At 40.8% G+C, this 12,724-nt stretch carries 14 protein-coding genes; 8 read left to right on the top strand and 6 right to left on the bottom strand.

Features of this window, described 5'->3' with window-relative positions; genetic code table 11:
• Positions 1-97 precede the first annotated feature (97 nt).
• From HUK62_RS07175 to HUK62_RS07155, 5 genes are all read left to right on the top strand, one after another.
• Entirely contained in the window at positions 98-1,072 is a 975-nt protein-coding gene (locus tag HUK62_RS07175; protein ID WP_176537481.1) for a class 1 fructose-bisphosphatase, read from the top strand.
• Between the two features lie 52 nt (positions 1,073-1,124).
• Entirely contained in the window at positions 1,125-1,901 is a 777-nt protein-coding gene (locus HUK62_RS07170) for an RNA methyltransferase (RefSeq protein WP_176537480.1), read from the top strand.
• Positions 1,902-2,063: 162 nt separating this feature from the next.
• The gene (locus HUK62_RS07165) at positions 2,064-2,678 is read left to right on the top strand and encodes an RNA polymerase sigma factor (protein ID WP_176538456.1); all 615 of its coding nucleotides are present in this window, start codon (positions 2,064-2,066) and stop codon (positions 2,676-2,678) included.
• Positions 2,675-2,992, top strand: coding sequence for a hypothetical protein (locus HUK62_RS07160; RefSeq protein WP_004693889.1), 318 nt, complete (start codon positions 2,675-2,677; stop codon positions 2,990-2,992). The genes HUK62_RS07165 and HUK62_RS07160 overlap by 4 nt, the downstream gene beginning before the upstream one ends.
• Positions 2,982-3,386, top strand: coding sequence for a DUF3106 domain-containing protein (locus HUK62_RS07155; protein ID WP_010326404.1), 405 nt, complete (start codon positions 2,982-2,984; stop codon positions 3,384-3,386). The genes HUK62_RS07160 and HUK62_RS07155 overlap by 11 nt, the downstream gene beginning before the upstream one ends.
• A gap of 78 nt (positions 3,387-3,464) precedes the next feature.
• Here HUK62_RS07155 and HUK62_RS07150 read toward each other — a convergent pair whose 3' ends face one another.
• Positions 3,465-5,885, bottom strand: coding sequence for a CSLREA domain-containing protein (locus tag HUK62_RS07150; protein WP_176537479.1), 2,421 nt, complete (start codon positions 5,883-5,885; stop codon positions 3,465-3,467).
• 16 nt (positions 5,886-5,901) lie between these two features.
• Positions 5,902-6,030 (bottom strand): GlyGly-CTERM sorting domain-containing protein, encoded by a 129-nt coding sequence (locus tag HUK62_RS07145; protein WP_176537478.1) that lies wholly within the window; start codon positions 6,028-6,030, stop codon positions 5,902-5,904.
• Between the two features lie 55 nt (positions 6,031-6,085).
• Between HUK62_RS07145 and HUK62_RS07140 the strand changes: the two genes are divergently transcribed.
• The gene (locus tag HUK62_RS07140; protein WP_176536921.1) at positions 6,086-7,114 is read left to right on the top strand and encodes a transposase; all 1,029 of its coding nucleotides are present in this window, start codon (positions 6,086-6,088) and stop codon (positions 7,112-7,114) included.
• A gap of 13 nt (positions 7,115-7,127) precedes the next feature.
• Here HUK62_RS07140 and rbtA read toward each other — a convergent pair whose 3' ends face one another.
• The 4 genes from rbtA to cxpE all read right to left on the bottom strand — a co-directional run bounded on the left by rbtA (position 7,128) and on the right by cxpE (position 10,877).
• Positions 7,128-8,306 (bottom strand): rhombotarget A, encoded by a 1,179-nt coding sequence (gene rbtA / locus HUK62_RS07135; protein ID WP_228723749.1) that lies wholly within the window; start codon positions 8,304-8,306, stop codon positions 7,128-7,130.
• Entirely contained in the window at positions 8,260-8,814 is a 555-nt protein-coding gene (locus HUK62_RS19015) for a CSLREA domain-containing protein (protein WP_228723748.1), read from the bottom strand. The genes rbtA and HUK62_RS19015 overlap by 47 nt, the downstream gene beginning before the upstream one ends.
• A 122-nt stretch (positions 8,815-8,936) precedes the next feature.
• On the bottom strand, positions 8,937-9,641 hold the full coding sequence (gene hda / locus HUK62_RS07130) for a DnaA regulatory inactivator Hda (RefSeq protein WP_004980630.1): 705 nt from the start codon (positions 9,639-9,641) through the stop codon (positions 8,937-8,939).
• Positions 9,642-9,656: 15 nt separating this feature from the next.
• Positions 9,657-10,877 (bottom strand): chloramphenicol efflux transporter CxpE, encoded by a 1,221-nt coding sequence (gene cxpE, locus HUK62_RS07125; protein ID WP_176537477.1) that lies wholly within the window; start codon positions 10,875-10,877, stop codon positions 9,657-9,659.
• A gap of 132 nt (positions 10,878-11,009) precedes the next feature.
• On the opposite strand from cxpE, the gene purM reads away from it, so the two are divergent.
• Together purM and purN are read left to right on the top strand one after the other, a co-directional pair.
• Positions 11,010-12,080 (top strand): phosphoribosylformylglycinamidine cyclo-ligase, encoded by a 1,071-nt coding sequence (gene purM, locus HUK62_RS07120; protein ID WP_058869323.1) that lies wholly within the window; start codon positions 11,010-11,012, stop codon positions 12,078-12,080.
• 5 nt (positions 12,081-12,085) lie between these two features.
• Positions 12,086-12,715, top strand: a complete 630-nt coding sequence (gene purN / locus HUK62_RS07115; RefSeq protein ID WP_176537476.1) for a phosphoribosylglycinamide formyltransferase — start codon at positions 12,086-12,088, stop codon at positions 12,713-12,715.
• The last annotated feature ends 9 nt before the right edge of the window (positions 12,716-12,724 follow it).

Below are 12,724 nucleotides of genomic sequence, written 5' to 3'. Positions count from 1 at the left end.
AGTCGAGTTTAATTGTTCTTTTGTCTCGTTCTCGACTAAAATATAGCGCAATGTTGATTTTGTTACGTATTCAAGTTTTAGTGGAGTCCTCCCCCTTATGTCATATCTCAATCTGTCCCAATTTTTAGAACAACAAACGGGAAATCTTACGCCTGAATTGGCACAAGTAATTAGCACCATTGCTGCTACTTGCCAAACCATCGATCAAGCTTTACAAAAAGGTGCTTTAGCTGGTGTCTTAGGTAGCGCGCAGCATGAAAACGTGCAAGGTGAAGAACAGAAAAAACTGGATGTGATTTCAAATAATTATTTGATTGATGCTCTAAAAATCCACCCACAAGTTGGTGGTTTAGCGTCTGAAGAATTGGATGAATTCACGCCAGCTCAAGAAAATGGCAAATATTTAGTTTTATTTGATCCTCTTGATGGTTCAAGTAACATCGACATCAATATGTGTGTGGGTACTATTTTCTCAATCTTGCCTGCAAAAAATGCAGTGACACAAGCTGAAGACTTTATGCAAGCGGGCAACCAGCAAGTTGCTGCGGGTTATGTGCTTTATGGCCCATCAACCATGTTGGCATTAACAGTCGGTGCAGGCACAGTATTCTTTACCTTTGACCCAGAAACTCAACAATTCTTACTCACCTCTGAAAATATTCAAGTGGCAGCAGATACCAAAGAATATGCTATTAACTCATCAAACCAACGCCACTGGGAAAATCCAGTAAAACGTTATATTGAAGAACTTCTCGCAGGTAAAACAGGTCCACGTGAGAAAGACTTCAATATGCGTTGGGTTGCATGTATGGTGGGCGACATTCACCGCATTCTTTGTCGTAGCGGTATTTTCATGTATCCATACGACCTCAAAGATCCGAAAAAAGCAGGTCGTTTACGTTTAATGTATGAAGCAAACCCAATGAGTATGCTAATTGAACAAGCTGGCGGTGCGTCTACAACGGGTCGCGTTCGTATTTTAGACATCGAACCAACTGACCTACACCAACGTGTCCCTGTGATCATTGGTTCTAAAAACGAAGTTGATTTAGTGACTGATTACCACAACTAATTTTTTAAAATGCGCATAGCCATCTGACGCGTTATGCGCATGAGTCTTCTCCATGTCGATTATTTTCCTTGAATCAAAAGACAACCCAAAGATTAAACATCTTCGCGGTTTAATAGAGCAAAGTAGCTACCGTAAAAAGCAAGGTCAAACCGTGCTTGAAGGGACACACTTAGGCTTAGCTTGGGTTGAAAAAAAGAAGAAACTCAATTCTATTTTCACCACTGAAAATGCACTCGAACACCCTGATATTTGTGATATTTTAGATGAATATGAAGGTGCTGTTTTTGTCATTGCTGAAAGCCTATATCGTGACTTAAGCACATTGGGGACCACTTTGCCCTTCTTGGCAGTTGTAGACTTACCAAGTTCAAGCCAAAGTGTAGACTTTAGCTTGGATACCTTGATTTTGGAAAACATTCAAGATCCAGGCAATGTAGGCACATTACTCCGTTCTGCTGCAGCAGCAGGTATTAAGCAAGTTATTTGTACCAAAGGTTCTGCAGCACTCTGGTCACCACGTGTATTACGCGCAGGCATGGGTGCACACTTCTCACTCAACACCTATGAAAACGTTGCCATCGAAGATGTACTCGAACGCTTTGAAATTCCAGTGTATGTGACCAGCTCACATCAGGCTGAAAGTTTATATCAAAAAGATTTAACACAAGCTTGTGTCTGGATCTTAGGCAATGAAGGCCAAGGAGTTTCTGACTTTGCTTTAGCACATGCTAAAGCACTGAGCATCCCACAGCCCGGTGGCCAAGAATCTCTTAATGTCGCTATTGCCGGTTCAATCTGCTTTTTTGAAATGGTACGACAACGACTTTAAAATCGTTAAGTTATATTAACTAAAGTCGGTTCAGCAGAAAAAATAGATTACACTAGTAAAAAATAATTACTTGTGTTGTCAACCAAACCATTATTTCCAACGTTATAGGCACATGATTGAGGAAATAATGGTGGGTATCCGATGACAGGATTTTCCATCTCTATGGATTTAGCACCCAAACAGTCTAAAACGCAAGATTCTAGTACTCTTAAGAGTAACGCTGAGTCTCGCCTAAAAAACTTCATGCAAGAAGTGACTGGTCGTGCGTTAGTAATGATGGAAAGTGCCACCCAAAACCAGCAGGGTATCGCCATGGATTTGGTGCAAGAAGCCTTTATTTCATTACACAAATCTTATTCCGATCGATCTACGGAAGAATGGTATCCCCTGTTCTATACCATTTTAACCAACAAATTACAGGATTGGCGTCGTAAAGAAGCACGTCGAGCACAACCGTTTTCTTTCTTCAAAAAAGTCAGTCTTGATGATGACGATTTTGAAGTCAATGAGGTGGTCGATGAAAGAGCGCTGAATCCTTCAGACTTTTTAAGTCAAGCTGTCACTGCGGATGAAATTCAAGAAGCTATTGCTGGTCTTCCTGTTCGTCAGCAGCAAGCATTTATGTTACGTGCATGGGAAGGTTTTGATACTGCAACCACTGCGCAAATCATGAATTGCTCTGAAGGCAGCGTTAAAACTCATTACCACCGTGCGATTCAAGGCTTACGCAATGCTCTCGCACATTTGAATCCACATCTAGGAGGATCATCCGAATGAAAGATGATTTCTTAAAGCAAGTAACCTCCAAACTTGATGGGCTCGCGCAACACCACAAAAACAAACCCGTGGTGATGCAACATGTTCTTGATGACATTCAAGATCAAAAGTCCTCACGTTATGGCCTTTGGAAAATGTCTGGTTTTGCTTTAGCTGCGGCTATTGCTGGCTTTGTCGTACTTCCAAACTCTGTAACCCTTGATGAAAAACCACATAACCAAGTGGTTTCGACTCCTAAACTTTCACCTCAAATGGTTGAAGATTTAGAAATGTTATTGGTTTTAGGTGAGGACACTGTTCCACATGGCAGCTAAACGTGTCGCTTTCGCACTTTGCACGCTAGGTTTTTTACAAACCAGTTTTGCAGGTTTTGATCGTTTTTGGATTTTTTCTAAAGATGCAGATACCCAAGTGTCTGAAACATGGGAATCGTTGTCTGAAGAAGAACAGCGTGCATTGATTCAACGTTACCAGTCACTAAAAGAACTGCCCGATGCGCAAAGTGCAGCCCTGCAACAACGTATGGACTGGTTTACTCAGTTACCTGAGCAAGAAAAGCAAAAAATGCGTGACACTTGGCAACAGATGAGCACCCAAGAACGACGTGATTTACGGGTGCGTATGCAAAAGGCAGATGCAGATGAACGTGTGAATATTCGGAATGAATATATCAATAAATACATCCATAGCAACACTGCTACACATTAAGATGCCTAGTTGAATATAAATACTTTAGAAACATCCATAAAAAAATGCCTCATGTGAGGCATTTTTTTATGCTTACATTTATATTTTTCGTCGTTGTCTAAACCACGCTAATGACAACAATCCAAGCACCCCAACACTACCCATTGAGCCACCACCACCGCCACTCGCTTCCGTATTGGTATTTTTAGCGGTGTTCGTAAAATACATCATCGCAGATTTAGACTCTTCAGCCTCTGCATCATAGATCACATATTCAATTTCATAAGGGAATGGACTGAAATTATTGCGGACTTCGACTTCAATATTGCCGCCATAACATACATATTTTTCATATTCTCCCGGACAAGAACCTGTACGTTCTGGCTTAATATTAATGCCTGCATCCTGACGTACAATACGAATAGCAAGATCCTTTCCATTCGCATCACGGTGAAATGCTGGACGCTGATGTTCTGCCGCGACTGTACTCATCGGTCCATCACCATCATCACTATCATTTGCAAGTGGATTTACATTGAGTTTTAAAGTGCCACCATAATTCAGGGTGTATTCATCCGTTTTGGCAATCGGTTGTATATTGCTAAACTCCGCTTTTAAAATCCCCGAGGAGCTTGCCTGCGTAGCCTTACTCTTCACACTATATTGGCAATAGACATATTCCGTGCTGGTTGTAGGCTTACCATCGGTGCGATAAATCATGATTTGTTTTAAATCATCCTTCCACTCACAGCGTAAAGTTGGGTCCGCTCTAAGTTTTGAGGTATCCAGCACACCGTCTTTGGCGCTGAGTATACCCACACCTAATACCTGAGTTTCTGTAATGGTGTAATTCTCAGTGTTCATTTCTTTTAAAGCCGACATTCCATCAGCAGTGTTGACCACAGCCTCATCTTGCAAAACAAACTGGAAGGGATCGACATAAATCGCTCGGTACTTTTGATGTAGTTTGGTTGCCGCTAAAAGCTCTTTATAACGCTTTAACTCTTCATTAAACTCGATCAAAAAGTCTGGATTGGTGTTTTTATTGGCGATTAATTCTTCCAATTCCTTAATATTATTCTCATACGCCTGAAGACGTTCTGCCTGCGAGCTATTTTTCAAATCAGCAATATCAGCTGCTGCTAAACGACGCAACTCAACCGATCCGATATCACAGCTGTTAGCTTCCGCAGGTGCTAACATCAATGTTCCGTCGACAATACGGTCTAGACCACGCTGGTCACTATCATTACAGCTCAATTTACTGTTGGTATCGAGTAAATCAACTCCTCCACTATTCACTTTCGGGAAATACATTGGGCGGAATAAATTATATTTTGATGGCGAAGTTAAGGAACTGAGTAGACTTCCTATAGCCACATTTTTCACATCAACATTAGTATCTGTCGTACCATCGAGTATTCGTGCACTTGCTGCCAGTTCACACTGACTGGTCACCGTATCAAACGCATTGTAACCTGCTGTCACACCTGCATCATATTTGTCGGATAGTATCTGAGAACCGACATAGCGGCATGATGTGTTTCCATTATATGCAAGTACATTGTAATACAACGACTTCGTACCGAAATCGTCATAATCCAAAACGCTCGCTGCACTGTTTTCTACAATAGTGTTATTTGACAATAAGAGATTACTTTCAAGACTCATATTATGATCTCGAGTATTGACGGCATAAATAATGCTTCCATTTGTCGAATTTACTGTATTTTTTGCGATCGTATTATTCGCCATAGCAACTTTTGGGTTACCACAAAAATCGAATGTATTTAGATTCGATATCTCACCATTCGAAATAATACTATTCGCTCCAAACTCTATATTGGTTTTTACATCCAACAGCCCAGCATAACATTGCATTGCAAGAACACTACCTACAGTCGCTTGGTTGCCTTGTAATACACTATTATTTACAGTCACCTGATGCTCACCAGGACCAACGAGATAGAGTGCTCCACCTTTTTTATCGGACTTTGAGTTTAGAATTTGTGCATTATTTAAGGTTAATGCTCCACCGACCAATAAAGCACCGCCTTCATCTGCCGAATAACCATTTTCTAAAATCACATTCTCTAGCGTCAAACTGGTCTTGGTAATGGTATTAAATAAACGTGACTTTCCACCCGCATCAATCCGTGAAGTCAACTCACCTAGCGCTGGATACTTAAAAGTGATGGGATTTTTTTCACGATCTAAATATGGGCTTTTCCCAAAAATCACCACTTTAGACTCGGGAACAATTTCCTTATTCAGTTTATACGTCCCAGCTTCTAACTGAATATAATCGGTTTGACCTGAACCGGTATTCCCAGCACTACAGCCCCCATAAGCCTTGTTTAAGCTGGCTGTTTTGATTGCCTCATGGAGTGAACATTGATTCATGTTTACATTATCTTCATCCTCAAATGTGTTGACATGAATTGTTCTATCTTCTGCAGCCATTAATGTCATAGCAGCTACCACCATGACACCCAATAGTCCTTTTTTAAAGTGTTTCATGTTTGCCCTTTTCTTTTTATTTTCGACGCAGCAAAATTAAAGCAAATAACCCCAGTAAGCTCAGAATACCCGTGCTTCCGCCAGAGGTTTTAATTTTGTCACTTTCCATATGATTTTGCGGTTCTTGTACAATTTGTACATTCATAGGACTTACGCATTGACGGATTCAAAAAAGTATTAAAATACTTTATAAAGTATCTGTGATCAGACGAATTAAAAATGCTTCTACAGCAACTTGTACACTACCCATTTATATGGGCTTTCTCATGACAGAACCGAACTCTATTAGCTGCACACAACTTGCCGAGACTTATAACATCTCGCATGATAGTGTAAATCGCTTTCTAGAGCGTGAAGACTACACACCTCACGACCTATATCAAGAAGCAATTCAACATATTGATAATAATAAACTTATAGTCAGTATTGATGATACTGTTTTAGATAAACCGTATAGTCAGCATATGGACTTGGTTAGCTATTTTTGGTCAGGCAAACACCACCGATCCGTCAAGGGTATTAATCTCATTACCTTGTATGCGACAGATCAAAATGGTCAAAATATTCCAATTAATTTCCGAATTTATGACAAATCTGAAAGTAAAACCAAGAATGATTACTTTATGGATATGTTAAGTGAAGTACTCAGTTGGGGTGCAAAGATTCAATTTATTACAGGTGATAGTTGGTATTCATCGACTGCAAATCTAAAAACCATAAGAAAATATGGTATTCGATTTATGTTTGGTATCGACTGTAACCGTAAGGTTTCCCCAGAAAAAGGACAATGGTTTCAACTGCGTTTATTGCCGAATTTCCATCAGGGTCAAGTGGTCTGGCTTAAAGATTTTGGCTTTGTACAATTATTTAAGACTCAGTTAAAAGAACAGCAGAGGTTTTATATTGTGCATCAAGATGAAGATGATTTATTGTCCTTTGAGGGTTTTCATGAATTACATTCAAGTCATTGGAAAATAGAACAATATCACCGAGTGATTAAACAGGTTTGTCATATTGAAAAGTTTCAAGTAAGACGATCTAAACTGATTTCGAATCATATTTTTTCAGCCTTGATGGCCTACGTTGAGATACAAAAGAACCAGTTTGAGCGGATCTTTGAAAATGTATATCGTTGGCAGAAGAAGTTATTTAGACCAATGATCAAAAACTTCATTGATGACTTTATTCTCGATAAAAATCATCTGCTACCACAGAGAATCTATAAATAATACTGCGTAAGTCCTAATTCACTTCAACGAACGGAATATGTTCATCAAAACGTGTCGTGGTTGTGACCAACTGTAACCTGAATATATCAGCACCATGCCATGCTCCATTTGGCGTGTAAGTAATATCTCCCAGTTCATCAATCGCCACTTTACCTTTCGATACCGTTTGAGTCTGCTGCACCCGCATACAACCCGGTTGCCACTCTTCACCATTTGGCGCTTTAGCCGATTTGAACAAGCTTGCACATTCGGTTTTGGACAGTAGATCACTATCTCCAAGCAGATCTGCAACAGAAAGTTTAGCTACTTGCCCCGCAATCAGATCTTCACCAATTAAGCTAATGGTCGTTGGGACCTCAATCTCGATTGCACCACGATCACAAAAGGTATTGTTCGTATTTCGATTCACACCACGTTGATCTGAATTTTCACAGCCAATTAAAGAATCCGTTGTGTTTACAACCACTTTACCCTTGTTCACAATTGGGGAATCTAACCAATGCGTCTGACTCATTAAAATGCGTGGACGGATATAGCCTAAAAATTTTTGGTTGGGAACAATATAAGGACACAATAAACTGTCAGCATCTGCAGACATGGTTTTACACTCACCCACCACATCACTGCCTGCAATCAAAGCGCCAGACCAAAACTCATTCGGATAATAGCTCGCACCACTGCCACAGTCACTTTGTGTGACTAAGTTGTTCTGAAGAACTGCTTTACTTAAATCTCCAGCACAGTTTTGTGTGATGGTATTTTCAGCATTCCCTAAAACGATACTGTTGGCCAGATAAGCCAAGTTTGTAGATGGATTGAAATAAATCCCTTTACTGTTTCCCACCACCGTTAAGTTATTCAAAGCCATGCCATCTCGTACATTGACGACATAACCTATATTTTTCACAAAGGTACTACTGACCAGACGTGATGCTAAACTGGATAAGGTTGTATCTTCTTTAACAGCTGCATTATTGACAGAGTAAATATTGGCACTGCTTGCATCTGTTGTTTTATTTTCTTTGAAAACTGAATTATAAATCCGAAAAGAAGGCGCCTCCCCATACAAAATAGCACCTTGTACCGCTTGGTTTTGTTCAACCAGAGTAGCGCGAATTTCGACTAGACTACGACTGGTACCATCTTCAAGCAAGGTTGCGACATTGTAAATCGCCCCCCCCTTGCCCTGCAAAACCACCTGTTAATTTGACGTACTCAAGACCTAAATATTCATTGTTATAAATTAAACCACCTTGATTCACACCGCAGTCTTTCGCACAGCCCTGTAGAGTAACCTCTTTTACTAACACACGAATTAAAGCATTCTCAGCATTATCAACCCTTAATAAATTGTCAGAACCATTCATTTTTAAGATGGCATTACTTAAACCCTGAACAGTTTCTTCCCCCACAGAACTGTCATAACTTGTTCTGAGTGTTAAATCTTTTTTGATCGCAAGATGGGTATTTAGCAAATAGGTTTTATTTTTCTCAAGCATGACGGTGGAAATCGCATCTTTGCCCCCGCAGCCATAATAACCCGCCTCAGGCATGCCTTGATTAATATAGTCGATAGCTTCGCGAAGTGAACATTCCGTGTCATTTTTGACAATATCGTCAGTGATGGTCACCTTAATATTGTCCGAATAGGCATGACTCGCCACCAATAGCGTAGCTACACCTATGCTCTTCTTGAGCATAACGATCTCCTTGCTTTTATTTTATCTTTTCTTTTTATTCTTAGATTGCAAAATCCCTGCAATATCTAACAATTTTTCGTACTCTGTCACAGCTCGGACAATTTCTCAAGTAATATTATGATTTACCGATATTCGTCAATTAGCGCATAAATTTGTCTGAGATTTGCATTACTCAGTTTGGTTTTCTCACCTTTTAGCAGTTGAATTAGTTGTTCTAAACTTTGCAATAATACCGAGGTTTGATGTGGCCCATGTGCGAGTAAATAATCAATAATCTGTTGATCGATATGAATCCCACGACGCGATAAGACCGACATCACTAATGTAGAACGATCGGCATACAAACTTCCGTTTGGTACTTTCACACTTACAGCTTGCGTCAGGCGGGATTGTAAATCGGGTAGTTCAAGTTTTAATTCAATCGGCGCAACACGAGAAGAGAACACCAACTGCCCTCCTTCTTCATTATTGTAGTTGATCAGGTGAAAAACCGCTTTCTGCCAATGCGGCACACCACTTATGGCTTCAATGTCATCTAAAGCGACAAGGTCAAAACGCTCTAAAGAGGTGATTGCTTCTGTTGGCGCATCCAGCAACTCAAGTAGTGAAACCTGAATCGCTGTTTTACCTACATCTAAATAAGAATCACAAATTGCTGAAAGTAAATGGCTTTTTCCAGAACCCGCACCACCATACACATAAAAACGATTCATTAAACCTGCATGTAACTGACGAATCGCATCGATAACAGGCCCCCATCCCGGCCCAGAAAAATCACTGATTCGAGCATCGAGTTGGGGTTCAATATCTAGTTGCAATTGACGCATGCTTGTTTGTGTATCCTAAAGTTCTTTATGGTCTATCTGATCAATCTTACTTGAATTTTCAGATGCTTGCTGAGCTTTTACCGTTTGATTTTTTAGTTCAATATCAACATCGACTTGGTCGGTTTCAATCGTAATTGAACCCGCGGATGAATCTTGCACAACATAAGTAGATGTACTATACATTGGGCTGTTTTCATAAAACTCACGTGCATGTCTTAATAACACCACAATCACGGCAGCCACAGGCAACGCAATCAACATCCCTAAAATACCGCCCAATTGCGCACCAGCCAGTACTGCAAATACCACAGCAACTGGAGACAAGCCAATTTTATCGCCCAACAAGAACGGTTGTAATATATAGCCTTCCACTGCCTGACCAATCATAAAGACCACGCCAACTAAGAGTAATTGCATCCAATCAATACCAAACTGGAATAAACTTGCAATCACTGCGGCAATAATCCCGACAGCAAAACCTAAGTACGGAATGATACTGCATAATCCAGCCACCATCCCAATAATCAAACCTACTTCAAGTCCAATCAACTGTAAGCCCATTGCATAGACCACGCCCAAGAGCACCATGACCAAGAACTGACCTTTGACAAATGCACCGAGTACACTATGACATTCTTTAACAATGACTAAAGTCTGTTCTTCATGTCGCCGTGGAATAAGACGACGGAAACTGTCCAGCATGCGATCCCAATCTAATAAAAAATAGAATGCAATAATTGGGATCAGCACAACAGTACCACCAATCTGAATGAAGTTCAGTCCAGACTGAGCCAACTTGGCAATCATGGCCTGAATACTGTCAGCACTATAATTGGTCTGTACATATTCCATAATCGCAGCTGAAATCTGGTCAACATCCAATTCCATTGGGACCAAATTAAAACTGTCAGATAACCAAGGCAGGAATTTATAATTCGCCCAATGTATACCTGAAGGAATGCTGTTCTTCGCATACATCAGCTGTTCCCACACCAGTGGAACCAAATACCAAAATGCCAACGTAATGACAACGCCAATACCGATAAAAACAGCACTAATAGATAACCAACGTGGTAAGCCAATTTTATGCAGTTTATCGACCAGTGGGCTAAATAGATAAGCGACTAAAAATGCACCAACAAAAGGTAAAACAACAGGCTTAAGTAGATACAACACCCAGAGTATGAGCGCGATTCCTGCCAAAATAAAAATACGTTTAAGTGTACGATCTTGCATGCAATCTCGCCTTTGTCAGATTTAATCGTTATTGAGAAAAATATTTTAGTAAAGATAACATTTTAGCGCAGAAATAACATATGTGTTTCGTATATTCAGGTATAATCGCCCCGCGAATGCGGAGACTTCATTATGAGCAACTCAACTTCTACCCCAAACACTGGTTTAAGCTACAAAGATGCAGGTGTCGACATTGAAGCGGGCGACGCGTTAGTCGATCGTATCAAATCTGTCGCGAAGCGTACTACTCGTCCTGAAGTAATGGGCGGATTAGGTGGCTTCGGTGCACTTTGTAAAATCCCTAAAGGTTATGAAGAACCTGTTCTCGTATCTGGCACAGACGGTGTTGGTACAAAATTACGTTTAGCATTGAATTTGAACCGTCATGACACGATTGGTCAAGACTTGGTTGCAATGTGTGTAAACGATCTTCTTGTATGTGGCGCTGAGCCATTATTCTTCCTGGACTACTATGCAACTGGCCATCTTAATGTAGATGTAGCTGCAAACGTAGTTACTGGTATCGGTACAGGCTGTGAACTTGCAGGTTGCGCATTAGTTGGTGGTGAAACTGCCGAAATGCCTGGCATGTATGAAGGCGAAGATTACGACTTGGCAGGTTTCTGTGTAGGCGTAGTTGAGCAAAGCAAAATTATTGATGGCTCTAAAGTCAAAGCGGGTGACGTTTTAATTGGTGTTGCATCAAGTGGCGCTCACTCAAACGGTTACTCTCTACTTCGTAAAATTTTAGATGTGAAAAACGTTGACTTGACGCAAATCGTTGATGGTCGCCCACTTGCTGATGTTGCAATGGAACCAACACGTATTTACGTGAAGCCTATTCTTCAACTTTTAAAAGAAGTTGATGTACACGCAATGGCGCACATTACTGGTGGTGGTTTACCAGGTAACTTACCACGCGTATTGCCGAATGGTGCTCAAGCTGTTGTGAATGAAGCATCTTGGGAATGGCCAGAATTGTTTAAACTTCTTCAGCGCGAAGGCGGTGTTGAACAGTTCGAAATGTATCGCACATTCAACTGTGGCGTAGGCATGGTCTTAGTTGTCGATGCTGCTGATGCTGACAAAACAGTTGAACGACTCAATAGCCTGGGTGAAAAAGCTTTCACTATGGGACATATCGCTGACAATGCTGAGTCAGTTGAAGGCGCAGACGAAAAAATCCGCGTGATATTCGCTTAAGCCATATGATTAAAATTGCTGTTCTGGTTTCAGGAAGTGGATCAAACCTTCAAGCCTTGATTGATGCCAATCTATCAGGCCAAATTGTGGGTGTGATTTCCAACAAACCTGAAGCCTATGCGCTACAGCGTGCTGAAAATGCAGGTATTGCAACAGCGGTCATTGAACACAAACAGTATCCTCATCGTGAAGCTTTTGATGATGTTATGCATCAGCAATTACTTGATTGGGATGTGGACTTGGTGGTTCTTGCTGGCTTTATGCGTATTTTAAGTGAGAAATTTGTCAGTGCATGGGAAGGGAAAATGATCAACATTCACCCTTCTCTTCTACCGCATTACAAAGGTATGCATACCCATCAGCGCGTACTAAATACTGGCGATCAACTGCATGGCTGTACCGTGCACTATGTGACGGCTGAGCTTGATGCAGGTCAAGCTTTGGCACAAGGTGTACTGAAAGTTGGTTCACATGATGGTGTGAATAGTTTGGCCCAGCGTGTACATACGCTTGAGCATATCATCTACCCGCAAGTGGTAGAGTGGATTTGTACACAAACGATTCAGCATACAGACCAAGGTGTTCTGTACCGCGACACCTTGATGCACGAGCCAATTCAGTTTTGCAAATTTTGAAAATAGAAA

Origin of the sequence: Acinetobacter sp. NEB 394 (assembly GCF_013374795.1) — a bacterium.
Lineage (GTDB): Bacteria > Pseudomonadota > Gammaproteobacteria > Pseudomonadales > Moraxellaceae > Acinetobacter > Acinetobacter johnsonii.
Note: the sequence above shows the minus strand (reverse complement) of the source record. Positions and strands in the feature narration are given on the sequence as shown.

Excerpts from the sequence above, each read along its gene's own strand:
- HUK62_RS07145 (WP_176537478.1), bottom strand. The coding sequence starts at position 6,030 with ATGAATGTACAAATTGTACAAGAACCGCAAAATCATATGGAAAGTGAC.
- purN (WP_176537476.1), top strand. The coding sequence starts at position 12,086 with ATGATTAAAATTGCTGTTCTGGTTTCAGGAAGTGGATCAAACCTTCAA.
- purM (WP_058869323.1), top strand. The coding sequence starts at position 11,010 with ATGAGCAACTCAACTTCTACCCCAAACACTGGTTTAAGCTACAAAGAT.
- HUK62_RS07170 (WP_176537480.1), top strand. The coding sequence starts at position 1,125 with ATGTCGATTATTTTCCTTGAATCAAAAGACAACCCAAAGATTAAACAT.
- HUK62_RS07160 (WP_004693889.1), top strand. The coding sequence starts at position 2,675 with ATGAAAGATGATTTCTTAAAGCAAGTAACCTCCAAACTTGATGGGCTC.
- HUK62_RS07175 (WP_176537481.1), top strand. The coding sequence starts at position 98 with ATGTCATATCTCAATCTGTCCCAATTTTTAGAACAACAAACGGGAAAT.
- HUK62_RS07165 (WP_176538456.1), top strand. The coding sequence starts at position 2,064 with ATGGATTTAGCACCCAAACAGTCTAAAACGCAAGATTCTAGTACTCTT.
- HUK62_RS07150 (WP_176537479.1), bottom strand. The coding sequence starts at position 5,885 with ATGAAACACTTTAAAAAAGGACTATTGGGTGTCATGGTGGTAGCTGCT.
- HUK62_RS19015 (WP_228723748.1), bottom strand. The coding sequence starts at position 8,814 with ATGCTCAAGAAGAGCATAGGTGTAGCTACGCTATTGGTGGCGAGTCAT.
- hda (WP_004980630.1), bottom strand. The coding sequence starts at position 9,641 with ATGCGTCAATTGCAACTAGATATTGAACCCCAACTCGATGCTCGAATC.
- HUK62_RS07155 (WP_010326404.1), top strand. The coding sequence starts at position 2,982 with ATGGCAGCTAAACGTGTCGCTTTCGCACTTTGCACGCTAGGTTTTTTA.
- cxpE (WP_176537477.1), bottom strand. The coding sequence starts at position 10,877 with ATGCAAGATCGTACACTTAAACGTATTTTTATTTTGGCAGGAATCGCG.